Annotated in this window: 21 protein-coding genes and 2 tRNA genes; 4 read left to right on the plus strand and 19 right to left on the minus strand. The window is 61.9% G+C overall.

Annotated features, from left to right (window positions below; all coding sequences use genetic code 11):
* Positions 1 to 68: 68 nt before the first annotated feature.
* From E8E78_RS28890 to rluD, 5 genes are all read right to left on the minus strand, one after another.
* Positions 69 to 145: transfer RNA gene (locus E8E78_RS28890), tRNA-Pro, on the minus strand.
* Positions 146 to 148: 3 nt separating this feature from the next.
* Positions 149 to 224: transfer RNA gene (locus E8E78_RS28895), tRNA-Asn, on the minus strand.
* A 418-nt stretch (positions 225 to 642) separates the two neighbouring features.
* Positions 643 to 3,207 (minus strand): ATP-dependent chaperone ClpB, encoded by a 2,565-nt coding sequence (clpB, locus tag E8E78_RS28900; RefSeq protein ID WP_016501583.1) that lies wholly within the window; start codon positions 3,205 to 3,207, stop codon positions 643 to 645.
* A gap of 249 nt (positions 3,208 to 3,456) precedes the next feature.
* Positions 3,457 to 4,197, minus strand: coding sequence for a peptidoglycan editing factor PgeF (gene pgeF / locus E8E78_RS28905; RefSeq protein WP_049273320.1), 741 nt, complete (start codon positions 4,195 to 4,197; stop codon positions 3,457 to 3,459).
* The gene (rluD, locus tag E8E78_RS28910; protein ID WP_041168125.1) at positions 4,194 to 5,156 is read right to left on the minus strand and encodes a 23S rRNA pseudouridine(1911/1915/1917) synthase RluD; all 963 of its coding nucleotides are present in this window, start codon (positions 5,154 to 5,156) and stop codon (positions 4,194 to 4,196) included. Before rluD ends, pgeF begins: the two co-directional genes overlap by 4 nt.
* Positions 5,157 to 5,303: 147 nt before the next feature.
* Between rluD and E8E78_RS28915 the strand changes: the two genes are divergently transcribed.
* Both E8E78_RS28915 and E8E78_RS28920 read left to right on the plus strand, forming a co-directional pair.
* On the plus strand, positions 5,304 to 6,323 hold the full coding sequence (locus E8E78_RS28915) for an outer membrane protein assembly factor BamD (protein ID WP_049273319.1): 1,020 nt from the start codon (positions 5,304 to 5,306) through the stop codon (positions 6,321 to 6,323).
* A 94-nt stretch (positions 6,324 to 6,417) separates the two neighbouring features.
* Positions 6,418 to 6,648, plus strand: a complete 231-nt coding sequence (locus E8E78_RS28920; RefSeq protein ID WP_016501587.1) for a PP0621 family protein — start codon at positions 6,418 to 6,420, stop codon at positions 6,646 to 6,648.
* A gap of 85 nt (positions 6,649 to 6,733) precedes the next feature.
* Here the strand turns inward: E8E78_RS28920 and thiO are convergent, their stop codons facing one another.
* Genes thiO through E8E78_RS28945 form a run of 5 tightly spaced genes read right to left on the minus strand, consistent with a single transcriptional unit; the run spans position 6,734 to position 9,561 of the window.
* Positions 6,734 to 7,831: a glycine oxidase ThiO gene (gene thiO / locus E8E78_RS28925; protein WP_061202645.1), complete on the minus strand. Its 1,098-nt coding sequence runs from the start codon at positions 7,829 to 7,831 to the stop codon at positions 6,734 to 6,736.
* Between the two features lie 54 nt (positions 7,832 to 7,885).
* Positions 7,886 to 8,275, minus strand: a complete 390-nt coding sequence (locus E8E78_RS28930; protein WP_049276403.1) for a type IV pilin protein — start codon at positions 8,273 to 8,275, stop codon at positions 7,886 to 7,888.
* 1 nt (position 8,276) lies between these two features.
* On the minus strand, positions 8,277 to 8,741 hold the full coding sequence (locus E8E78_RS28935; RefSeq protein ID WP_049276402.1) for a hypothetical protein: 465 nt from the start codon (positions 8,739 to 8,741) through the stop codon (positions 8,277 to 8,279).
* Positions 8,738 to 9,385, minus strand: coding sequence for a prepilin-type N-terminal cleavage/methylation domain-containing protein (locus tag E8E78_RS28940; RefSeq protein ID WP_049276401.1), 648 nt, complete (start codon positions 9,383 to 9,385; stop codon positions 8,738 to 8,740). The genes E8E78_RS28935 and E8E78_RS28940 overlap by 4 nt, the downstream gene beginning before the upstream one ends.
* Positions 9,382 to 9,561: a prepilin-type N-terminal cleavage/methylation domain-containing protein gene (locus E8E78_RS28945; RefSeq protein ID WP_016501592.1), complete on the minus strand. Its 180-nt coding sequence runs from the start codon at positions 9,559 to 9,561 to the stop codon at positions 9,382 to 9,384. Before E8E78_RS28945 ends, E8E78_RS28940 begins: the two co-directional genes overlap by 4 nt.
* A gap of 109 nt (positions 9,562 to 9,670) precedes the next feature.
* Between E8E78_RS28945 and E8E78_RS28950 the strand changes: the two genes are divergently transcribed.
* Entirely contained in the window at positions 9,671 to 10,162 is a 492-nt protein-coding gene (locus E8E78_RS28950) for a GspH/FimT family pseudopilin (protein WP_049276400.1), read from the plus strand.
* A 126-nt stretch (positions 10,163 to 10,288) separates the two neighbouring features.
* On the opposite strand, the gene ispH is transcribed toward E8E78_RS28950, so the two are convergent.
* The 6 genes from ispH to murJ form a co-directional block, all read right to left on the minus strand.
* Positions 10,289 to 11,236 (minus strand): 4-hydroxy-3-methylbut-2-enyl diphosphate reductase, encoded by a 948-nt coding sequence (gene ispH / locus E8E78_RS28955; protein WP_016501594.1) that lies wholly within the window; start codon positions 11,234 to 11,236, stop codon positions 10,289 to 10,291.
* 14 nt (positions 11,237 to 11,250) lie between these two features.
* Positions 11,251 to 11,688 (minus strand): FKBP-type peptidyl-prolyl cis-trans isomerase, encoded by a 438-nt coding sequence (gene fkpB, locus E8E78_RS28960; protein ID WP_016501595.1) that lies wholly within the window; start codon positions 11,686 to 11,688, stop codon positions 11,251 to 11,253.
* Positions 11,681 to 12,196, minus strand: coding sequence for a signal peptidase II (lspA, locus tag E8E78_RS28965; RefSeq protein ID WP_016501596.1), 516 nt, complete (start codon positions 12,194 to 12,196; stop codon positions 11,681 to 11,683). The genes fkpB and lspA overlap by 8 nt, the downstream gene beginning before the upstream one ends.
* Positions 12,189 to 15,020: an isoleucine--tRNA ligase gene (gene ileS / locus E8E78_RS28970; RefSeq protein ID WP_049277618.1), complete on the minus strand. Its 2,832-nt coding sequence runs from the start codon at positions 15,018 to 15,020 to the stop codon at positions 12,189 to 12,191. The genes lspA and ileS overlap by 8 nt, the downstream gene beginning before the upstream one ends.
* Positions 15,017 to 15,967, minus strand: a complete 951-nt coding sequence (ribF, locus tag E8E78_RS28975) for a bifunctional riboflavin kinase/FAD synthetase (RefSeq protein ID WP_049277616.1) — start codon at positions 15,965 to 15,967, stop codon at positions 15,017 to 15,019. Before ribF ends, ileS begins: the two co-directional genes overlap by 4 nt.
* 118 nt (positions 15,968 to 16,085) lie before the next feature.
* Positions 16,086 to 17,624 (minus strand): murein biosynthesis integral membrane protein MurJ, encoded by a 1,539-nt coding sequence (gene murJ / locus E8E78_RS28980; protein ID WP_049277614.1) that lies wholly within the window; start codon positions 17,622 to 17,624, stop codon positions 16,086 to 16,088.
* Between the two features lie 250 nt (positions 17,625 to 17,874).
* On the opposite strand from murJ, the gene rpsT reads away from it, so the two are divergent.
* Positions 17,875 to 18,153, plus strand: coding sequence for a 30S ribosomal protein S20 (rpsT, locus tag E8E78_RS28985; protein WP_003247625.1), 279 nt, complete (start codon positions 17,875 to 17,877; stop codon positions 18,151 to 18,153).
* Positions 18,154 to 18,400: 247 nt separating this feature from the next.
* Here rpsT and E8E78_RS28990 read toward each other — a convergent pair whose 3' ends face one another.
* From E8E78_RS28990 to E8E78_RS29000, 3 genes are read right to left on the minus strand one after another with little or no spacing between them, the layout of a single operon-like run.
* Positions 18,401 to 20,701: an MlaD family protein gene (locus tag E8E78_RS28990; protein ID WP_049277612.1), complete on the minus strand. Its 2,301-nt coding sequence runs from the start codon at positions 20,699 to 20,701 to the stop codon at positions 18,401 to 18,403.
* Positions 20,694 to 21,317: a paraquat-inducible protein A gene (locus E8E78_RS28995; protein WP_049277610.1), complete on the minus strand. Its 624-nt coding sequence runs from the start codon at positions 21,315 to 21,317 to the stop codon at positions 20,694 to 20,696. Before E8E78_RS28995 ends, E8E78_RS28990 begins: the two co-directional genes overlap by 8 nt.
* The gene (locus E8E78_RS29000) at positions 21,304 to 21,963 is read right to left on the minus strand and encodes a paraquat-inducible protein A (protein WP_049277607.1); all 660 of its coding nucleotides are present in this window, start codon (positions 21,961 to 21,963) and stop codon (positions 21,304 to 21,306) included. The genes E8E78_RS28995 and E8E78_RS29000 overlap by 14 nt, the downstream gene beginning before the upstream one ends.
* Positions 21,964 to 22,205: the final 242 nt, after the last annotated feature.

Genomic DNA, 22,205 nt, shown 5'->3' on the forward strand with positions numbered 1-22,205 from the left:
GGATTCGAACCTACGACCAATTGGTTAAAAGCCAACTGCTCTACCAACTGAGCTAACGACCCGGAAAATGGTCGGGGTGAGGGGATTCGAACTCCTGACATCCTGCTCCCAAAGCAGGCGCGCTACCGGACTGCGCTACACCCCGAGATGGCTCCGCGACCTGGACTCGAACCAGGGACCCAATGATTAACAGTCATTTGCTCTACCGACTGAGCTATCGCGGAACTGAACTTCGGTACAACTTACCGATTTGCTACTCCGAAGGCTGTGTTCGCTTCGGACTCTTTAGCTTCTTAGCTTTCGCTTTGTCGCTGCTGAGGCCGGCTATTCTACATTCTTCGTTTTGCTTGTCAACCACTTTTTTTCATTCAACTTACTGATTTGTAAGTTGTTTTGCGGTCACCGATGTTGCTGATGATTCGCTTAGTGCCTGACAACGCGGCGTATATTAGGGTCACTCGAATTTTGATGCAAGCAAAAATTTCAAAAATTTCAGCAAGTTATCCTGAATTCCCCGGAAGCCCCGGTTTTACTGGGCTGTGTCGGCCTCTTCGCGGGTAAACCCGCTGCCACAGGGGCCCTACAGCGCCTGGGAGAAAGCAAAAAAAAGCCCCGCAAAAGCGGGGCTCATGGTGAAACACATTACCCAAAGACGATTTCGTCGCCTTCCACTGTGGCGGTAATCGACGTACCCGGCACAAACTGGCCAGCCAAGATCAGCTGCGCCAGCGGGTTTTCGATCCAGCGCTGGATAGCGCGCTTCAGCGGCCGTGCGCCGTACACCGGGTCGTAACCCACGGCAATCAGCTTGTCCAACGCCTCCGGGCTCAGGCTCAGCGACAGTTCGCGCTCCAGCAGACGGCTGCGCAGGCGGCCCAGCTGGATCTCGGTAATGCCGGCGATCTGCTCGCGGCCCAGTGGCTCGAACACCACCACTTCGTCGATACGGTTGATGAACTCCGGACGGAAATGCGCGCCCACTGCATCCATCACCGCCGCACGCTGTGCCTCGCGGTCGCCTACCAGTTCCTGGATCTGCGCCGAGCCCAGGTTGGAGGTCATCACGATCACCGTGTTGCGGAAGTCCACGGTGCGCCCGTGGCTGTCGGTCAGGCGGCCGTCTTCCAGCACCTGCAGCAGCACGTTGAACACATCCGGGTGGGCTTTCTCCACCTCATCCAGCAGCACCACCGAGTATGGCTTGCGCCGTACGGCCTCGGTCAGGTAACCGCCCTCTTCATACCCTACATACCCTGGTGGTGCACCGATCAGGCGAGCCACAGAGTGTTTCTCCATGAACTCGGACATGTCGATGCGCACCATCGCCTCTTCGGTGTCGAACAGGAACTCGGCCAGCGCCTTGCACAGCTCGGTCTTGCCCACACCGGTGGGGCCGAGGAACAGGAACGAACCGCTTGGCCGGCTCGGGTCGGACAGCCCTGCACGCGAGCGGCGCACGGCGTTGGCCACGGCGGTTACCGCTTCGTTCTGGCCGATTACGCGCTGGTGCAGCAGCGCTTCCATTTTCAGCAGCTTCTCGCGCTCGCCTTCCAGCATCTTGGACACAGGGATGCCGGTCCACTTCGAAACCACTTCGGCAATTTCTTCCTCGGTTACCTTGTTGCGCAGCAACTGGTTTTCGGTCTTGCCGTGCTGGTCGACCATCTGCAGGCTGCGCTCCAGGTCGGGGATTACCCCGTACTGCAGCTCGGCCATGCGGCTCAGGTCGCCTTTGCGACGGGCGGCTTCCAGTTCCTGGCGGGCCTGTTCGATCTTTTGCTGGATCTGCGCAGAGCCCTGCACTTCGGCCTTTTCCGATGCCCAGATTTCTTCCAGGTCGGAATATTCACGCTCCAACCGCTCGATTTCTTCGGTCAGCTTCTCGAGGCGTTTTTTCGCCGCTTCGTCTTCTTCCTTCTTCAGCGCCTGCGATTCCACCTTCAACTGGATCAGGCGGCGATCAAGGCGGTCGAGCACTTCCGGCTTGGAGTCGATCTCCATGCGGATGCGGCTGGCCGCTTCGTCAATCAGGTCAATCGCCTTGTCCGGCAGCTGGCGGTCAGTGATATAGCGGTGGCTGAGCTTGGCGGCTGCGATAATGGCACCGTCGGTGATGGCCACCTTGTGGTGCACTTCATAGCGCTCTTTCAGGCCACGCAGAATCGCGATGGTGTCTTCCTCGCTTGGCTCCTCTACCAGCACCTTCTGGAAGCGGCGCTCCAGGGCGGCGTCCTTCTCGATGTACTGGCGGTACTCGTTCAGCGTGGTGGCGCCGACGCAGTGCAGCTCGCCGCGCGCCAAGGCTGGCTTGAGCATGTTGCCGGCGTCCATGGCGCCTTCGCCTTTACCGGCGCCGACCATGGTGTGCAGTTCATCGATGAACAGGATGATCTGGCCTTCCTGCTTGGACAGCTCGTTCAAAAGCGATTTGAGGCGCTCTTCGAACTCGCCGCGGTACTTGGCACCGGCAATCAGCGCGCCCATGTCCAGCGCCAGCAGGCGCTTGCCCTTGAGGCCGTCAGGCACTTCACCATTGATGATGCGCTGGGCCAGGCCTTCGGCGATGGCGGTTTTACCCACACCGGGCTCACCGATCAACACCGGGTTGTTCTTGGTGCGGCGTTGCAGCACCTGCACGGTACGGCGGATTTCGTCGTCACGGCCAATCACCGGGTCCAGCTTGCCTTCTTCGGCACGCTTGGTGAGGTCGACGGTGTACTTGTCCAGCGCCTGGCGCGACTCTTCGGCGTTCGCATCATTCACTGCCGCGCCGCCACGCAGGTTGTTGATGGCGTTTTCCAGGGCTTTTTTGCTCACGCCCTGGCTCAGCAGCAGCTTGCCGAGCTTGCTGTTCTCGTCCATGGCAGCCAGCAACACCAGTTCGCTGGAAATGAACTGGTCGCCCTTCTGCTGGGCGAGGCGGTCGGCCTGGTTAAGCAGGCGTGCCAGGTCCTGCGACATGTTCACGTCGCCGGTGGGGTTCTGGATTTTCGGGAGCTGGTCGAGCTCTTTCACCAGTGCCTGGCGCAGGCTGTTGATGTCGAAGCCAACCTGCATCAGCAGCGGCTTGATCGAACCGCCCTGCTGTTCAAGCAGTGCCTGCATCAGGTGCACGGGCTCGATGGCTGGGTGGTCCATGCCAACGGCCAGGGATTGAGCATCGGATATTGCTAATTGCAGCTTGCTGGTCAAACGGTCTATTCGCATGGTGTACCTTCCTTTAAAGGGCAGGTCGGAGCGATGGACAGCGCCTGTTTATGAAGAAACCTGCCTGAGATGACCTTATAGATAAGGCTGATTCTGGAAGATTCAAGCGTAGCGGGGTTGACCGAAGTCAACCTGTTGGATTAACGGAGGCCATTCGCGGGCATGCCCGCTCCCACTGGTACACCAACAGTTTCAAAAGGTGTGGATTCCTTGTGGGAGCGGGCGAGCCCGCGAAGAGGCCAGTACAGGCTAGCGGGGTTGCAGCCACACCAGTGATGCAAACCGCCCACCCTGCGGGGTACGGCGATAGGAGAAGAACCGCGCATCACTGACCGTGCACAAGCCGCCGCCATACACGGCAGTTACGCCACGGGCAGCCAGACGAATGCGCGCCAGCTCGTAGATATCCGCCATCAGCTTGCCTGGCCGTTCGCCCTCGACGAATGCCCGAGCGGCTTGCGGGTGCACGGCGGTAAAGGCATCACGCACCTCCAGCCCCACTTCGAAAGCCTGTGGGCCAATGGCCGGCCCCAACCACACCAGCACTTCTTCAGGCGGCAGTGCCAGGCGGTCCAAGGTGGCTTCCAGCACGCCGCCCGCCAACCCGCGCCAGCCCGCATGCGCCGCCGCCACGCGAGTACCGGCCCGGTCGCAGAACAGCGCAGGCAGGCAATCGGCGGTCATCACGGTACAGGCAATGCCAGGCTGGTCGGTCCAGCTGGCGTCCGCCTCGGCCACCAAGGCCGGGTCGGCATCCGCCACCACCAGCCCATGCACCTGCTTGAGCCAGGCCGGCCGGATGGCGAACGTGTCGCTGAGGCGACGGCGGTTCTCGGCAACGGCAGCAGGGTCATCCCCTACGTGGTCGCCAAGATTGAAGGTTTCGTAGGGCGGCAGGCTGACGCCGCCCTGACGGGTGGTGACACAGGCGCGAACCGAGGCCGGGGCCGGCCAGTCGGGAAACAGCAGCGACTGCGTCAGGCCACTCATCCGATAAAGCTCTCGCGGTCTTCGCTCAGCAGCGACAGCAACCAGAGGAAGTCATCGGGCAGTGGCGATTCCCACTTCATGATTTCACCGGTGATCGGGTGAGCCAACGCCAGGAAGCGCGCATGCAGCGCCTGGCGCGGGAAGGTTTTCACCGCCTCGACCATGGTCGGGCTGGCAGCAGGTGGAATGCGGAAGCGCCCACCGTACGTCTGGTCACCGACGAGCGGGAAGCCAACGTGGGCCATGTGCACACGAATCTGGTGGGTACGACCGGTTTCCAGCTTTACCCGCACGTGGGTGTGCGAGCGGAACCGCTTGAGCACGCGGTAGTGGCTGACCGCCGGCTTGCCGCCGTCGGTGACTGCCATGCGCTGGCGCATGCCGCCGTGGCGGCCGATCGGAGCATCGATCTTGCCACCGGAAGTGACCACGCCGATCACGATGCATTCATAAATGCGGCTGACCTTGCGCGCCTGCATCTGCTCGACCAGCCTGGTCTGCGCCTGCAAGGTCTTGGCCACCACCATCAAGCCGGTGGTGTCTTTATCCAGCCGGTGAACGATGCCGGCGCGCGGTACGTTGACGATGTCTGGCACGTGGTGCAGCAGCGCATTGAGCAGCGTACCACTGGCATGACCGGCAGCCGGGTGCACAACCAGCCCGGCAGGCTTGTTGATTACCATGATATGGTCGTCTTCGTAGACGATATCCAGTTCGATATCTTCAGGGATCCACTCGCCCTGGGCCTCTTGTTCGGCCTGCAGTGCTAGCAGCGAGCCACCATAGACGGTGTCTCGAGGGCGCACAACGGCGCCATCGACCGTCAAGCGGCCCTCTTTGATCCACGAAGTAAGCCGCGAACGCGAGTACTCAGCGAACAATTGGGCGGCGACCTGGTCGAGGCGTTGGCCGCCCAGTTCGGACGGTACCTCTGCGCTAAGTTGAATGATCTCGGACATGCTCGATTCGGCGGGCGCACAGCCTTTGGTTTCGGCTGCGAGCTTGTGGTTAAATACGGCTTCTTTTGTCCCGGGGTTGGCCGGGGCGCTCATCATAACAGGACGGCACCGCCCAAGACAGCGGCCGTCAAAGGGACGCAAGCCGCCATGCAAGTGAAACACCTGCTGCTGATCGCCATCCTCGGGCTTACCGCGGCCTGTTCCTCTAATAAAGAGGTCATTGACGAGAACCTCAGCGAAGCCGAGCTGTACCAGCAGGCGCAAGCTGACCTGGACAACTCCAGCTACACCAGCGCCGTGAACAAGCTCAAGGCCCTGGAGTCGCGCTACCCGTTCGGTCGCTATGCCGACCAGGCGCAGCTCGAGCTGATCTACGCCAACTACAAGAACTCCGAGCCCGAGGCTGCCAAGTCGGCCGCGGAGCGCTTCATCCGCCTGCACCCGCAGCACCCGAACGTCGACTACGCCTACTACCTCAAAGGCCTGACCTCGTTCGACCAGGACCGTGGCCTGCTGGCGCGCTTCCTGCCGCTGGACATGACCAAGCGTGACCCGGGTGCCGCCCGCGACTCGTACAACGAGTTCGCCCAGCTGACCAGCCGCTTCCCCAACAGCCGCTACTCGCCCGACGCCAAGCAGCGCATGATCTACCTGCGTAACCTGCTGGCCTCGTATGAAATTCATGTGGCCGACTACTACCTGAGCCGCCAGGCCTATGTGGCCGCCGCCAACCGTGGCCGCTACGTGGTAGAAAACTTCCAGGAAACCCCATCGGTCGGCGACGGCCTGGCGGTGATGGTCGAGTCGTACCAGAAGATGCACCTGGACGAACTGGCCGCCAGCAGCCTGGAAACCCTCAAGCTCAACTACCCGGACCACCCGAGCCTGGCCGATGGCGAGTTCCAGCCCAAGCAGACCGAGTCTGACGGGCGCGGCTGGCTGTCCAAGGCCACCCTGGGCCTGATCGAAACCGATACGCCGCTGCCGCCGGGCGAAACCCGCGCCAACCAGGACGTGGTCAAGCAGTTCCAGGACGCGCGTGACGAGATGCCGCAAGAGCTGCTACCGAAAGACGAAAACGGCGATCCGATCGTGCCGGAAGGCCCGAAAGCAGCCGAAAAAGACCGTTCCTGGTTCAGCTACATGACCTTTGGTCTGTTCGACTGACACACAGCGGTAAATGAAAGGGAGGCCTTGGGCCTCCCTTTTTTATTGGCCGCGCCCTAGACTGTCAGCTTCTTCAATCGACAAGCTGGACACCATGGTTCGCCTACTTTTCTGGATCGCCCTGATCGCCGCCGCGTTCTGGCTGTGGCGCAAGTTCAAAGTCAGCCAACAGTCGCACCCCGAGGCGAAGCTGGATGCGCCCCTGCAGATGGTGCGCTGCGCCCATTGCGGCGTGCACCTGCCCAACGACCGGGCGCTGCAGCAGGGCAAAGAGTGGTATTGCAGCCAGGCGCACCTGCAACAGGGGCCTGGCCAACAAGGCTGAACACCAAACCGCGGCAGGAGCGGCCTTGCCTCGCGATAGGGCCGCGCCTACAAAGCATCGTGTACTCTCTGTAGCCCCGGCGATCTCAACCCAGACGCCCTGCTGGTGCATACGGCGCCGGGTCGATGATTGGCTTGGCCCCGGTCAGCAAGTCGGTAAACAGCTGGCAGGAAGCCGGCGCCAGCACCAGCCCGTTGCGGTAGTGACCGCAGTTCAGCCACAACCCCTCGTACCCTGGCACCGGCCCGATGTAGGGAATACCCTCGGGCGAGCCCGGCCGCAACCCGGCCCAGTGCCCCACCACCGTGGCCCCTTCGAGCCCTGGCAGCAACTCCACCGCCGATGCCTTAAGGCTTTCCAGCGCATCTTCGGTCGGGGTCTTGTCGTACCCGGCATGCTCCAGCGTGCTGCCCACCAGAATGTGCCCATCCCGCCGCGGGATCGCATAGCGCCCCTTGGCCAGCACCATGCTCGGCAAAAAGTCCTCGGCGCACTTGAACAGGATCATCTGGCCCTTCACCGGCTCGACCGGCAGTTCAAGGCCAAGGGTGCGCAGCAGGTCGCCACTCCACGCCCCGGCACTGAGCACCACCTCATCTGCCGCCAGCACGCCTTCGGCGGTCTGCACACCGGTGACGCGCCCGCCCTGCTGAACAAAGGCGGTGATCTGGCAGTTCTCTCGCAGGGTTACGTTGGGCAACGCCAGCAGCGCTGCCTTCAGCGATTTCACCAGGCGCGGGTTGCGCACGTTGGCTACACCGGCCATGTAGATGGCGCGCTTGAAACCCGGGCCCAGCACCGGCACCGCGCCGTAGGCCGCCGAGATATCCACGGCACTGAGCGGCCGCTGCTCACGTTCGGCCCAAGCCAGCGCTTCGGCTTCGTCATCCAGGTCGAGCCAGTACAAGCCCGTGGTGTGCACTTCGGGGTCGACGCCGGTGCTGCCGAACAAGCGCTCGCCCAGCTGTGGATAAAAGTCCTGCGACCAGTGCGCCAGGGCGGTGACTGCCGGGCTGTAGCGCCACGGGTACAGCGGCGAAACAATACCGCCGCCGGCCCACGACGACTCACGGCCGACTTCGCCCTGATCACACACCACCACCTGCCCGACCTTGGCCGCCAGGTTGAACGCCGTCAGCAGGCCGATCACCCCGCCGCCGACCACCACTACTTGCTTGCTCATCTGTCGATCCAACACCTGAAGTAAAACCGCGATGCACCGGGCATCATTCAACCTTCAGCTTCCCCAGCAGTGCTCGCTGCCGTCAACGGCCCCGGGGTTGCGCTGCACACCGGCCTGGTCCAGCTGGAAGTCGCCACAGCCATCCTGCGCCATCAGCCCATGGGGCAGCCGCCGGGCGCGCAGCGTGAAGGTGTCACTGTCGCGCAGGGCCTGCAAGCTGTAATAGCGGGTACCGTCGGGCAAGGCCGGGTCGCCCTCGGCATATTGGCCGGTGCGTACGCGGTGGCGCTCCAAGCGCAGGGCGGCATCATGCAGCAGACCAACCACTTCACTGCGTGCGGCTCGCCGAAGCTGGTCGCTGTAACTGGGGTAGGCAATGGCTGCCAGAATGCCGGTCACGGCCAGCACAATCAACAACTCGATCAGGCTCAAGCCTTGCTGCATGTCAGTCTCCTCTGAGTCTTTGCCGCCAGGTGATGCGCCGGGTTGTGTCGCCGGCCACGGCGTAGACGGCCTCCAGCACATGCCGGGACTGGGTTTGCTTGCTGACGGCCGTTATCCGGAACAAGGTGACAAGCAGCTCATCCGGCATATGCGCAGCGCAGGTACTCGTGCCCAGGTTCTGTACATGGAAGTAACCGCTCTGTGTGCCCTGCCATTGCCCGGCCAGATCGTGCGGTCGAGCTGGCGGCAAGCACGCGGTACACCGATCGGGAGGTGCCCGCTCGAGCTCACCCTCACCTGCTTGCAACGCGGCCTCGGCCTCTTCGAACGCCAGCAGACCATCGCGCATGTAGCCAGCCATTCGCGTCTCCACCAAGGCCTCGCGCAGGGCCGAGGCCGCCAACAAGCCGAGCAGCAAGCTCAGTACCAACGCCAACAGCAGCACAACACCGCGTTGACGCTTCATGGCCCCGGCACCGGGTTGCGCAGTGCCACGCTCAGTTCATGGCGCTGTTCGAGTTTGAGCGTGGGCTCGTACAGCGTGAGTGCAATATCTACCCGCTCTCCCCGGGGCGTTTGCACACGCTCGAAATGCACTTCTCGCACATTCTCCACCAGCGGCTGGAAGCTGGTTCGTCGCCTAAAGCTCAGGGTATCGCCGTTAAGCTGGTAGACGTACTTGCTAACGGGATACGCCAGTGGGTGGGGCTTGCTCGCGCTTTGCCCATCCTCCACAGATACCTTTTCAAGGCAGTCTGTCTGCAAGAACCAGTCAGGTGCTCCTGCCTGCCCGGGCAGCTCTGCTACCACGAGGCTCAGCTTGGACGGTGCCACCTCCAGAGGACGGGCGAAGGCCTGCTGTGCAGTGGAGCTCTTGAAGTCGTCAGGTCGCAGGCGCAGGCAGCCGAACATTCCGGCCATGCGAATATCCTGAGCCATACGCAGCAACGCCTGACGTGCCTCATCCTGCATGCGCACCGCGGTACTTTGCAGGCGCCACGTCTGGTGTGCCGAAGCGAAGAGCTGGCTGGCTGCGGCCAGCAGCATCAACCCGATGGCCAGCGCCATCACCACCTCAAGTAAACCGAACCCGCTCTGACGGGCCGTCATCGCCGCCTCTCAAGCTCACTGTGCGCCGCCATTGCCGCCTGCCCATCGCGACGCGCGCTGTCCGCAGCCTGCAATGCCTGCAACTGTATCGATGCCGTTGCGAACATGCCCACGGCCACAACCACGACCGCCAACAACACTTCCATGAGCGTCATGCCCCGTTGCCTCGCGTGCATCCCTGCACCTCCTGCGACTTTTCCTGCAATAGCCCTGAACCTGGCCGACTAGACCGCCTGGCCAGCGAACGTGAAGCTATAGCCAAGCACTTCCAGGGAGGAATGCACGGTGAAGCAACGAGGTGTAACACTGATACAAATGTTGTCGGCCTTGGCCATAGCTGTCTTGCTGACACAGCTCGGTATGCCGGCCTACGCCAGGATGAGCGACGACCTACACCGGGCAGCCGCTGCCCGTGATTTGGCACAGGCACTGCGCAGCGCACGCAGCCACGCGATGCTGCAAAGCCAGCCGGTGCTGGTGCAGGCGTTGGACGGTAATTGGGGGAATGGTTGGCGGGTGATGCTGGAGCATAATCAGCAGCTGCTGCGCGAGCAGCGCCTTTCGAGGCCGCTCAAGATTACGAGCAATCGCGGGGAGCAGTTCAAGTTCAGTACGCTGGGCGTTCCAATGACGCTGAACAACAGCTGGTTGGGAACAACGCTGGAAGTGTGTGAACGCTCATCTGCCAGCAGCCGATATCAAGTGGTGCTGGCATCGACCGGGAGAGTCAGATTGCTTGCAGAGGACCGAAACAATACTCGCTGTGCAAGCACATAGCCTTGAGCCGACCTTGCCGGCCCTATCGCCGGCAAGCCAGCTCCCACAGGGACATCACTGCCTTCAAGGCTTGTGCAGTACCTGCGGGAGCTGGCTTGCCGGCGATGAGGCCAGTACAGGCTTCAGTCAGATCAGCGAGCGAACCCGCAGCTCTTTTGGCATCGAGAAGGTGATGTTCTCTTCACGCCCGTCCAGCTCTTCAGCACCGGTAGCGCCCCAGGCCTTGAGCTGTTCGATCACGCCACGTACCAGCACTTCGGGGGCCGAAGCACCGGCAGTAATGCCAATACGCGCCGCCTGTTCGAACCAGCCCTGTTGCAGGTCCTCGGCACCATCGATCAGGTAGGCCGGGGTGCCCATGCGTTCGGCCAGCTCACGCAGGCGGTTGGAGTTGGAGCTGTTCGGGCTGCCGACTACCAGCACCACGTCGCACTCGCCCGCCAGTTGCTTGACGGCGTCCTGGCGGTTCTGGGTGGCGTAGCAGATGTCGTCCTTGCGCGGGCCACCGATGTTCGGAAAGCGCGCACGAAGGGCGTCGATGACGCGGCTGGTGTCGTCCATCGACAAGGTGGTCTGGGTCACAAAGGCCAGGTGGTCAGGGTCGCGCACCTGCAGCCTGGCTACATCATCTTCGTCTTCGACGAGGTAGATGGAGCCACCGTTGCTGGCGTCGTACTGGCCCATGGTGCCTTCGACTTCCGGGTGCCCTTCGTGGCCGATGAGAATGCACTCACGGCCGTCGCGGCTGTACTTGGCCACCTCGATGTGCACCTTGGTCACCAGCGGGCAGGTGGCATCGAACACTTTCAGGCCACGGCCAGCCGCTTCCTGGCGCACGGCCTGGGAAACACCGTGGGCACTGAAGATGACGATGACATCGTCCGGCACCTGGTCCAGCTCTTCGACGAAGATGGCACCGCGGTTGCGCAGGTCTTCTACCACGAACTTGTTGTGCACCACTTCGTGACGCACATAGATCGGCGGGCCGAAGACTTCCAGCGCGCGGTTGACGATCTCGATCGCCCGGTCGACCCCCGCGCAAAAGCCGCGAGGGTTGGCGAGTTTGATTTGCATGATCGGCTCCAGGCTTACAGGGCCTTCACCTCGAGGATCTCCACCTCGAAGGTCAGGGTCTTGCCAGCCAGTGGGTGATTGAAGTCGATGGTCACCTGGTCGTCATCGAACGCTTTGACCACACCCGGCAGCTCGGCGTTGGCGGCATCGTTGAAGATGATCAGCAGCCCGTCGGACAGCTCCATGCCCTCGAAGTTGGACCGCGGCATGACTTGCACGTTTTGCGGGTTGGGCTGGCCGAAGGCGTTCTCCGGGGCCACTACCACGGTGCGCTTGTCACCGGCCTTGAAGCCGAACAGCGCGTTTTCGAAGCCCGGCAACAGGTTGCCATCGCCAACCTTGAAGGTGGCCGGAGCTTTGTCGAACGTGCTGTCGACGGTGTCGCCGTTTTCCAGGTGCAGCGCGAAGTGCAGGGTGACTTCGGTGTTCTGGCCGATACGGGTGTCAGTCATGGACCGGATCCTCGGACTTCTTGCTCTTGAACATATCCAGCGCCAGCATCACCGCACCAACGGTGATGGCGCTGTCGGCCACGTTGAAGGCCGGGAAGTAATGGCGGTTTTGCCAGTGCACCAGGATGAAGTCGACCACATGGCCCAGCACGACGCGGTCGTACAGGTTGCCAATGGCGCCACCCAGCACCAGCGCCAGCGCCACGGCCAGCCAGGTTTCGTTGCGCCCCAGGCGCTTGAGCCACACCACCAGCACGGCACTGACCACCACTGCGATCAGGGCGAACAGCCAGCGCTGCCAGCCAGCGCCATCAGCGAGGAAGCTGAAAGCCGCGCCGGTGTTGTAGGCCAAGGTCCAGCTGAAGTAGTCAGGGATGACCACAATCTGCTGGTACATGGTCAGGGCGTTGTTGAAATACAGCTTGGTGGCCTGGTCGACGACCAGCACCAGCAAGCTCAGCCAAAGCCATGCAAGGCGCCCGAAGCGCCCCACTGCCGGGTTAGGCATAGTGACGCACCTCGCCCGAACCGGTCAGGTTATCGACGCAACGGCTGCAGATTTCCGGGTGCTCCGGGTGGCTGCCTACGTCGGCGCGGAAGTGCCAGCAACGGCCGCACTTGGCATGGCCGGACTTGACCACTTTCAGCTTGAGGCCTTCGACTTCGGTCACCACGGCGTCCGCCGGTGCCTGCACGAACGGCACCACGCTGGCGGCCGAGGTGATCAGCACGAAGCGCAGCTCGTCACCCAGCTTGCCCAGGTCGGCGCTCAGGCCTTCGTCGGCGTACAGGGTGACTTCGGCCTGCAGGTTGCCGCCGATGACCTTGGCGGTACGCTGGTTTTCCAGCTCCTTGTTGACCGATGCCTTCACCGCCATTACGCGGTCCCAGTAGGCGCGGTCCAGCTCGGTGCCTTCCGGCAGCTCGCTCAGGCCCTGGTACCAGCCGTTGAGCATCACCGACTCGTTGCGCTCGCCCGGCAGGTATTGCCAGATTTCGTCAGCGGTGAACGCCAGAATCGGCGCAATCCAGCGCACCAGCGCTTCGCTGATGTGGTACAGCGCGGTCTGGCAGGAACGGCGGGCGACACTGTTGGCGCCGGTGGTGTACTGGCGGTCCTTGATGATGTCGAGGTAGAAGCCGCCCAGCTCCTGCACGCAGAAGTTGTGCACCTTGGAGTAGACGTTCCAGAAACGGTACTCGCTGTAGTGCTCTTCAAGCTCGCGTTGCAGCAGCAGGGTACGATCCACGGCCCAGCGGTCCAGTGCCAGCATGTCTTCCGGGGCCAGCAGGTCGCGGGCCGGGTCGAAACCGGACAGGTTGGACAGCAGGAAGCGCGCGGTATTGCGGATACGGCGGTAAGCGTCGGCGCTACGCTGCAGGATCTGCTCGGAAACCGCCATTTCACCGGAATAGTCAGTGGCCGAAACCCACAGGCGCAGGATGTCGGCACCCAGGGTGTTGTTTACCTTCTCCGGCTCGATGGTGTTACCCAGCGACTTGGACATCTTGCGGCCGTTCTCGTCCACGGTGAAGCCGTGGGTCAGCAGTTCGCGGTACGGCGCGTGATTGTCGATGGCGCAACCGGTGAGCAACGACGAGTGGAACCAGCCACGATGCTGGTCGGAGCCTTCCAGGTACAGGTCGGCGACCGGGCCGGTGGCGTGGCCGATATCGTGCGAGCCACGCAGCACGTGCCAGTGGGTGGTGCCGGAGTCGAACCACACGTCCAGGGTATCGGTGATCTTGTCGTACTGGCCGGCTTCGTCACCCAGCAGTTCGACGGCATCCAGCTTGAACCAGGCTTCGATACCTTCCTGTTCAACGCGCTTGGCCACCGCTTCCATCAGCTCGACGGTACGTGGGTGCAGCTCGCCGGTCTGCTTGTGCAGGAAGAACGGGATCGGCACACCCCAGTTGCGCTGACGCGAGATGCACCAGTCCGGGCGGTTGGCGATCATCGAGTGCAGGCGCGCCTGGCCCCAGGCCGGTACGAACTTGGTTTCTTCGATGGCTTTGAGGGCGCGCTCACGCAGCGGCTCGCCAGCGCTTGGCTGCTTGTCCATGCCGACGAACCACTGCGCGGTTGCGCGGTAGATCAGCGGGGTCTTGTGGCGCCAGCAGTGCATGTAGCTGTGGCTGATGGTTTCGGTGTGCATCAGCGCACCGGCTTCGCTCAGTTTCTCGACGATGGCCGGGTTGGCCTTCCAGATGAACTGGCCGCCGAAGAACTCCAGCGACTCGACATACACGCCGTTGCTCTGCACCGGGGTGAGAATGTCGTCGTTGACCATGCCGTAGCGCTTGCAGGTGACGAAGTCGTCTTCACCGTAGGCAGGCGCGGAGTGAACCACACCGGTACCGGCGCCCAGTTCGACGTAGTCGGCCAGGTAGACAGGCGACAGGCGGTCGTAGAACGGGTGGCGGAAGTTGATCAGCTCCAGGGCCGAACCCTGGGCAGTGGCGACGACCGAGCCTTCCAGGTTGTAGCGCTTGAGGCACGACTCGACCAGCTCTTCGGCCAGCACCAGCAGACGCTCGCCGGTATCGACCAGGGCATACTTGAACTCCGGGTGGATGTTCAGCGCCTGGTTGGCGGGGATGGTCCACGCAGTGGTGGTCCAGATCACGATAGCGGCTGGCTTGGCCAGCGCCTCCAGCCCGAAGGCGGCAGCCAGCTTGGCCTCGTCGGCAATCGGGAAGGCCACGTCGATGGTCTGGGATTTCTTGTCGGCGTATTCGACTTCCGCTTCAGCCAAGGCCGAACCGCAATCGAAGCACCAGTTCACAGGCTTGAGGCCCTTGAACACGAAGCCTTGCTTGACCATTTCGGCCAGTGCGCGGATTTCGCCAGCTTCGTTGGCGAAGTTCATGGTCTTGTACGGGTTGTCCCAGTCACCCAGCACGCCCAGGCGAATGAACTCGGTCTTCTGCCCTTCGATCTGCTCGGCGGCGTACTCGCGGCACAGCTCGCGGGTGCGGTCGGCAGACAGGTGCTTGCCGTGGGTAACCTCGACCTTGTGCTCGATCGGCAGGCCATGGCAGTCCCAACCCGGTACATACGGCGCATCGAAGCCGGACAGGGTCTTGGAGCGGACGATCATGTCCTTGAGAATCTTGTTCAGCGCATGACCGATGTGAATCTTGCCGTTGGCATAGGGCGGGCCGTCGTGCAGGACGAACTTGGGACGATCCTTGCCAATTTCGCGCAGCTTCTGGTACAGGCCAATGCTGTCCCAGCGCTGCAGGATCTGCGGTTCGCGCTGAGGCAGGCCGGCCTTCATGGGGAAGGCGGTGTCCGGAAGGTTAAGCGTGGCTTTGTAGTCGGTCATTTCAGGCTCTTCGTTAGCGGTTGAGCGTGCCAATGTGCACGTGCGGCGGCGATATCCGCATCGATCGCCGACTTCAGCGCCTCCAGGGAGGCGAATCGCTGCTCTTCACGCAGCTTGTGGTGGAACTCCACCGTCAGACGCCGGCCATACAGGTCGCCGGCAAAATCGAGAAGATGAATCTCCAGGTGCGGGCGCCCATCACCGGCAACGGTGGGACGCACGCCAATATTGCCTACACCCGGCCAGGCCTTGCCGTCGATTTCGATGCTGGCCAGGTAGACCCCGGACAGCGGCACGCGGCGGCGCTTGAGCTGGATGTTGGCGGTAGGTGTGCCGAGCTGGCGGGCCAGCTTCTGGCCATGCAGCACACGGCCGGTGATGCTGTACGGGCGGCCCAGCAGGTGCTCAGCCAGCTCGAAGTTACCTTCGGACAGGGCCTTGCGCACTTCGGTGCTGCTGACCCGCAGGCCGTCCTGGATTACCGTGTTGGCGGCCTCGACGGTGAAGCCGTACTGCTTGCCGGCATCGATCAGGAAGGCGAAGTCGCCGGCGCGGTCGCAGCCAAAGCGGAAGTCATCACCCACTTCGAGGTGGCGCACGCCCAGGCCGTCGACCAGGATGGCTTTGACGAAGGCATCGGCGCTGAGCTTGCTCAGGCGCTGATTGAACGCCAGGCACAGCACCCGGTCGACGCCCTCGGCGGCCAGCAATTCGACCTTGTCGCGCAGGCGGGCCAGGCGCGCCGGTGCTGTATCGGGGGCGAAGTACTCGCGTGGTTGCGGTTCGAAGATCACCACGCAGGTCGGCAGGCCCAAGGCCTGACCGCGCTCGCGCAGGCGCGCCAGGATTGCCTGGTGGCCGCGGTGAACCCCGTCGAAGTTGCCAATGGTGGCGACACAGCCCCGGTGCTCGGGGCGCAGGTTGTGAAGACCTCGAACCAGCTGCATAACGCGCTTCTTGCTCATAAAGTGGCCGATTATAACCACACCCGGGCGCCGGTGACAGGCAGCAGCGCCCAAGGGCGGCGTGGAATATGAAAAACCGACGCCTGACCCGCCTGACGCCTCAGTGCAGGGCCTTGCGAGCGAAGTGCCGGGGCCGGAAGCCGCACAGGTACAGGCAGCCGAAATACGTCACGACACCTGCCACAATCAACGCCCCAAGCCGCAGGAAGCGCTCAAGCATGATGCCCTGCTCCCAGGCCGGCATATAGTGCATGCCCGCCAACAGTACCGCCGACATCAGCACCACTGCCAAGACAAGCTTGAGCAGGAACATTGCCCAGCCTGGCTGTGGCTCGAACAACTGCTGGCTGCGCAGCTTCCAGAACAGCAAGCCGGCATTCAGGCAGGCACCCAGGCTGATTGCCAATGCCAGGCCGGCATGTGCAAGCGGGCCGACCAGGGCAAGGTTGAACAACTGGGTACAGACCAGGGTGAAAATCGCAATCTTTACCGGCGTGCGGATATTCTGCTGCGCATAGAAGCCGGGTGCCAGCACCTTGACCAGAATGATCGCCAGCAAACCTACCGAATAGGCCATCAGCGCCCGCTGTGTCATGGCCGCATCAAACGCACTGAACTTGCCATATTGAAAGAGCGCAACGGTCAGCGGCTCGGCAAGGATGGCCAAGGCCAAGGTGCACGGCAGCACCAGCAGGAAACACAGGCGCAGGCCCCAGTCGAGGATCCGCGAGTATTCCTCGCGGTCCTTGTTGGCGTAGGTCTTGGCCAGGGTGGGCAGCAGGATGGTGCCCAGGGCCACGCCCAGCACGCCTGAAGGCAGCTCCATGAGGCGGTCGGCGTAATACATCCACGACACCGAGCCGGCCACCAGGAACGAGGCGAAGATGGTGTTGATGATCAACGAAATCTGGCTCACCGACACCCCGAGAATCGCCGGCAGCATCTGTTTAAGTACCCGCCACACACCCGCGTCCTTGAGGTTCAGGCGCGGCAGTACGAGCATGCCGATCTTCTTCAACGCTGGCAGCTGGTACAGCAACTGCGCCAGGCCACCCGCCAGCACGCCCCAGGCCAGGGCCATGATTGGCGGGTTGAAGTACGGCGTCAGCAGCACGGCGAAGGCAATCATCGCCACGTTCAACAGGGTGGGGGTGAAGGCCGGTACCGAGAAGCGGTTCCAGGTATTGAGGATCGCACCGGCCAGGGAAGAAAGCGAGATCAGCAATATATAAGGAAAGGTCACCCGCAACAGGGAGGTGGTCAGCTCGTATTTTTCTGCGTTGTCGACAAAGCCTGGAGCTGTTGCCCACACCACCCACGGCGCCGCGAGGATGCCGATGGCAGTCACCAGGGCGAGGACCAGGGTCAGCAGGCCGCTGACATAAGCGATGAAGGTACGTGTCGCCTCCTCGCCCTGCTGGGTCTTGTATTCGGCCAGGATCGGAACAAAGGCCTGGGAAAACGCACCCTCGGCAAAAATGCGCCGCAACAGGTTGGGCAGTTTGAACGCGATGAAAAAGGCGTCGGTGGCGACACCGGCACCAAAGATGCGCGCCAGGATGGTGTCGCGAACGAAGCCCAGCACCCGCGAAATCATGGTGATCGAGCTTACTGCAGCCAGGGATTTGAGCAGGTTCATCGAAAAGATTCACGCCAATGGCAGAGGACGCTGCCAGACAGCGTCCGAATGTGCGATACTCCCGCGCCTTCGCAGGGGAGCCAAAAATTCCCGAGTGTACAGGTCGCGCAGCAGAAAGGAATCTTTCCCTCTTGTTGGCGCACCGCTCGGCGGAACCTTGCAGGTGGCCTTGACAATCGATCTCTTGATCGGCATGATTCGCGGCCTATTTTGTTTGCTATTTACCTAAAGTCTTTCGAGGAGCTCGACGGTGGCCAACACACCTTCCGCCAAGAAACGTGCAAAACAGGCTGAGAAGCGTCGCAGCCACAACGCCAGCCTGCGTTCCATGGTCCGCACCTACATCAAGAATGTAGTTAAAGCCATTGACGCAAAAGACGCCGAAAAAGCGCAAGCCGCTTACGTTCTGGCTGTACCTGTAATCGACCGTATGGCCGACAAAGGTATCATCCACAAGAACAAAGCTGCTCGTCACAAAGGCCGTCTGAATGGCCACATCAAGGCGCTGAAAGAAGCTGCAGCTGCCTAAGCGACGCGCTATTCGAAAAACCGACCCTAGGGTCGGTTTTTTGTTGCCTGCGGTTTATGCTTGCGGGCAAGGCTCCATGTGGAACTCGGTCTTTGTGGGAGCGGCCTTGCGTCGCGAAAGGGCTGCAGAGCAGCCCCGGCAATCTCAGCTTCTGCGCTAAGACCGAGGGGCCGCTACGCGCCCCTTTCGCGACGCAAGGCCGCTCCCACAAAAAAGCGGGGCCGCGGTTGGCGGCCCTACTTTTACATTACTTGGCTATCTGAATCTTGGGCGCCCACTGCAGCCAGTCATCCTCTGCCTTGTCGAACAAGGCGAATGTCTGCTGCGGCCGTGCCGGGTTGCCCATCTGCTCGCCATCCGGTGTTGCAAAGGCGATACCGCCATCGATCAGGGTCTCCACCGACTCGGTACGCACGGTAGCCCCCTTGAACAGCCCCCAGTCGAAACCGAAGCCACTGCTGTTCCAGAACCGGCTGCCACTACGGACCAGGGCTGCATAGCGCGGCTCGATGAGGATATGGATCAGCACGCGGTCAGCGCTCTGGCCCAACTCGAAACCCGTCACCTTGCCAACCGCAACCTCTCGATAGGTCACTGGCACACCCGGCTTGATCGAACCACGCCGTGGCGCACTGAGCGTCAATGGCAAGCCCACCTCCGGCCCAGCCACTTGCGGGGCATCTGCCAAGGCGATGAAGTCGCGCTGCGGGCCACGGTCCTTGGCTGCCGGCTGCACCTCCAGGTACTGCCCGCCAATCAGCGTGTCGAGGTTCTCGGTGCGTACCAGGCCCAAGGCTGGCTTGACCACCCAGAACTGCGTGCCGGCACGGGCAATACGGTCCGCCGCCTCGGTGATTCGTGCCCGCAGCAGCACCGCTTGCAAGTCATTGGTCAGGTCGACGCTCTCGATACTGCCCACATCCAAGCCACGGAAGCGGATTGGCGTACCCGGCTTCAGGCCATCTGCACGGTCTACACGGACGGTGATCAAGGTACCCGCGCGGTTTACCGCTTCCTGGCTGTCATGCAGACGGAAGCGTGGAATATGGCGTTTCAGCGCCACATCGGGCCGTGGCGTGTCGAACGCAATACCGCCGGCCATCAGCGTTTGCAGCGATTCACTCTTGATCTTGATGCCCGACAGCCCCCCGGTCAGGGTAATGCCACTGACGTTCCAGAAGCGCGACGAGCCGTTGACCAGCTTTTCGTATTCCTTCTCGATATGCACACCGATCAGGATACGGTTGCTGTTACGAGCAAACTGGTAGCTCTGCACGCTCCCCACCTTGACCTGGCGGTACATCACCGGGCTGCCGATTTCCAGAGAACCCAGGGTATCGGCGAACAACACCATGTGCAGGCCTGGCGCCTTGAGGTCGAGCGGCGGCGCCTTGGCGCGGGCCTCGAACTCACGCTCGGGCCGTTCACCCTTCTCACCCGGGCGGATGGCGATGTAGTTACCTTTGACCAGCGCCTCCAGGCCGGTGATACCTGCCAGGGAAATCGACGGCTTGACCACCCAGAACTGCGTGCCCTCGACCAGATAGTCTTCAGTGAGCGGGTCCAGCGTCAGCTCGGCCGACGCGCTGGACAGGTTGTCTTCCATCTTCAGGGCTTTCAACGAGCCCACCTGGATGCCCTTGTACATGACCGGCGTGCGGCCTGCCTGCAGGCCCTCGTAATCGCTCAGCTTTACCTTGACCCGTATACCCGCCTGGGCGGCGTCGAAGTCTTCATAAAGGCGGAATGGCAGGCTAGGATCGGTAGGCGGGCTGTCCTTGCGGTACTCCGGCGTGGCAAAGGCGATACCACCGGCCACAATGCTCGACAGCGACTCGCTGCGCACCTTCACACCTGACAGCGAAGCATCGATGCTGACGCCGCTGGCGTTCCAGAAACGCGTGTGCTTGCGCACCAGGCTGGCGTAGGCGGGCTCGATGAACACCTTGATCTCGACGGTGCTCTGGTCCTCGGACAGGCGATAGCTTTTCACCCGACCCACCTGGATCTGCTTGTAGAAGATCGGGCTGTCACGGTTGAGCGAACCCAGCCTGTCGGCTTTGAGGGTCAGATGCAGGCCAGGCTCCGAATCCGAGAGCGGCGGCGCAACCTTCAGGGCGGTAAAGCGCTTGGTACGCTCACCCTCCCCCGGGCTGACGGCAATGTAGTTACCCGACACCAGTGTTTCAAGGCCGGTAATACCCGCCAGGCTGACACTCGGCTTCACCAGCCAGAAACGCGTGCCTTTGGTCAGGTGTGGTTCGGCGTCCTTGTTCATCTCGATGGTGGCGATCACACCTTGGTTGTCGCCCTTGGCGTCGAGCAACAAGCTCTTCACTTTGCCTACCGGCATGCCCTTGTAGATGACTTCGGTCTTGTTGGCGACGATACCTTCACCCGACTCGAAGCGGACTTCAATTTCCACGCCGGCCTTGCTATAGGCCTGCCACGCGAGCCAGCCACCGATCATCAAGGCGATCAAAGGCAGGATCCAGATGGCCGACCAGTTCGAGGCTGGCCGGGTTTTAGCCGTTGGCAGGTCACTCATGGTCGTCATCCGACTCCGTGTTATCCCAAATCAGTCGGGGATCGAAAGTTAAAGCGGCAAGCATTGTCAGGATCACCACAGTTGCAAAGGCGACAGCGCCCAGATTGGCTTCGACACTGGCTATTCGGCCGAAATTCACCACTGCCACCAGGATGGCGATGACGAAGATATCGAGCATGGACCAGCGCCCAATGAATTCGATGAAGCGGTACATCAATATCCGTTGCCGCGCTGAAAGCGGCTGGTGACGCTGAACGGAGTACAACAGCAAACCGATGCCCACGAGCTTGAAGGTGGGCACCAGGATACTGGCAATGAACACCACCGCGGCAATCGGCACCATGCCGTGCTTGAGCAGGGTGATGACGCCGGACATGATCGTGTCGGGGCTGCCCTGGCCGAGTGTACTCACGGTCATGATCGGCAGCAGGTTGGCCGGGATGTACAGGATCGACGCGGCAATCAGCAGGGCCCAGGTACGTACGATACTGTTCGGGCGGCGGGCATGCACAATGGCGCCGCAACGTGTGCAGGTCTGCGAAGTGCCATCTGGCACTCGCCGGTTCAGTTCATGACATTCATTGCAAACAACAATGCCTGCATCAATCGCCCGCATGCAGGTCCTCCCCCGATAGTGCACTCCAGATCTGGTGCGGCGACATGACCACCTCCAGCCATACCTGGACCAATAACAGGCTGATGAAGCAGAACAGCCCCAGGCCCACGGTCAGTTCTGCCAGGTCTACCAGCTTGACGATAGCCACCAGCACACCCATGAAATAGACCTCGAGCATGCCCCAGTCACGCAAGTGGTGATAGATGCGGTAGAACAGCAGGCCGAAGTTGCGCCCCACGTTCAAGCGGATACTCAGCAATACCGCCAGCTGGCAAAGCAGTTTTGCCAGGGGGATGGCCATGCTGCACAGGAACACGACTACCGCCACACCGCGCATCTGCGAATTGTACAGGCCCAGTACGCCACTCCAGACAGTATCGTCCGAGGTCTGGCCAAGCAGGTGCAGTTGCATGATCGGTAGAAAATTGGCAGGTACGAACAGCAACAGCGCGGTCAATACCAGGGCCAGGCTGCGGTTGACTACATTGTGCCGGTGGGCATAGAGCTCGTAGCCGCAGCGGGGGCATTCGGCTTTTTCATCGCGCTGCAGCACAGGCTTGCGCAGCAGCAGGTCGCATTCGTGGCAGGCGACAAGCTCGTCCAACGGCAATTGGGCCAGGGCTTCGGGTTCGACAGGATTGGGCATATAGCGCTTCTGGATAGGTGCGTGGGCCTATTCTAGTGTTCTGGCTCGAATTGTGGGAGGCGACTTACCACAGATCCCTGTAGGAGCAGCCTTGTGCTGCGAAGAGGCCGGTAAGGCTAAAGATTATCTTCGGCTGCAATGGCCGCTTCGCAGCACAAGGCTGCTCCTACAGGGCTTCAGGCAGGGCTGGGGATATTTGCGCCGCAAAGACAAAACCCCTACCTGCATGCGCAGATAGGGGT

This window comes from Pseudomonas sp. BN505, assembly GCF_029873175.1.
GTDB lineage: Bacteria > Pseudomonadota > Gammaproteobacteria > Pseudomonadales > Pseudomonadaceae > Aquipseudomonas > Aquipseudomonas putida.

Coding starts and splice junctions, on each gene's coding strand:
- E8E78_RS28930 (WP_049276403.1), bottom strand. CDS start 8,275: ATGCAGCAAGGCTTGAGCCTGATCGAGTTGTTGATTGTGCTGGCCGTG.
- E8E78_RS28935 (WP_049276402.1), bottom strand. CDS start 8,741: ATGAAGCGTCAACGCGGTGTTGTGCTGCTGTTGGCGTTGGTACTGAGC.
- clpB (WP_016501583.1), bottom strand. CDS start 3,207: ATGCGAATAGACCGTTTGACCAGCAAGCTGCAATTAGCAATATCCGAT.
- ispH (WP_016501594.1), bottom strand. CDS start 11,236: ATGCAAATCAAACTCGCCAACCCTCGCGGCTTTTGCGCGGGGGTCGAC.
- thiO (WP_061202645.1), bottom strand. CDS start 7,831: ATGAGCAAGCAAGTAGTGGTGGTCGGCGGCGGGGTGATCGGCCTGCTG.
- ribF (WP_049277616.1), bottom strand. CDS start 15,967: ATGCAGCTGGTTCGAGGTCTTCACAACCTGCGCCCCGAGCACCGGGGC.
- ileS (WP_049277618.1), bottom strand. CDS start 15,020: ATGACCGACTACAAAGCCACGCTTAACCTTCCGGACACCGCCTTCCCC.
- E8E78_RS28990 (WP_049277612.1), bottom strand. CDS start 20,701: ATGAGTGACCTGCCAACGGCTAAAACCCGGCCAGCCTCGAACTGGTCG.
- E8E78_RS28945 (WP_016501592.1), bottom strand. CDS start 9,561: ATGCACGCGAGGCAACGGGGCATGACGCTCATGGAAGTGTTGTTGGCG.
- E8E78_RS28920 (WP_016501587.1), top strand. CDS start 6,418: ATGGTTCGCCTACTTTTCTGGATCGCCCTGATCGCCGCCGCGTTCTGG.
- fkpB (WP_016501595.1), bottom strand. CDS start 11,688: ATGACTGACACCCGTATCGGCCAGAACACCGAAGTCACCCTGCACTTC.
- lspA (WP_016501596.1), bottom strand. CDS start 12,196: ATGCCTAACCCGGCAGTGGGGCGCTTCGGGCGCCTTGCATGGCTTTGG.
- murJ (WP_049277614.1), bottom strand. CDS start 17,624: ATGAACCTGCTCAAATCCCTGGCTGCAGTAAGCTCGATCACCATGATT.
- E8E78_RS29000 (WP_049277607.1), bottom strand. CDS start 21,963: ATGCCCAATCCTGTCGAACCCGAAGCCCTGGCCCAATTGCCGTTGGAC.
- E8E78_RS28915 (WP_049273319.1), top strand. CDS start 5,304: ATGCAAGTGAAACACCTGCTGCTGATCGCCATCCTCGGGCTTACCGCG.
- E8E78_RS28995 (WP_049277610.1), bottom strand. CDS start 21,317: ATGCGGGCGATTGATGCAGGCATTGTTGTTTGCAATGAATGTCATGAA.
- rluD (WP_041168125.1), bottom strand. CDS start 5,156: ATGTCCGAGATCATTCAACTTAGCGCAGAGGTACCGTCCGAACTGGGC.
- pgeF (WP_049273320.1), bottom strand. CDS start 4,197: ATGAGTGGCCTGACGCAGTCGCTGCTGTTTCCCGACTGGCCGGCCCCG.
- E8E78_RS28940 (WP_049276401.1), bottom strand. CDS start 9,385: ATGACGGCCCGTCAGAGCGGGTTCGGTTTACTTGAGGTGGTGATGGCG.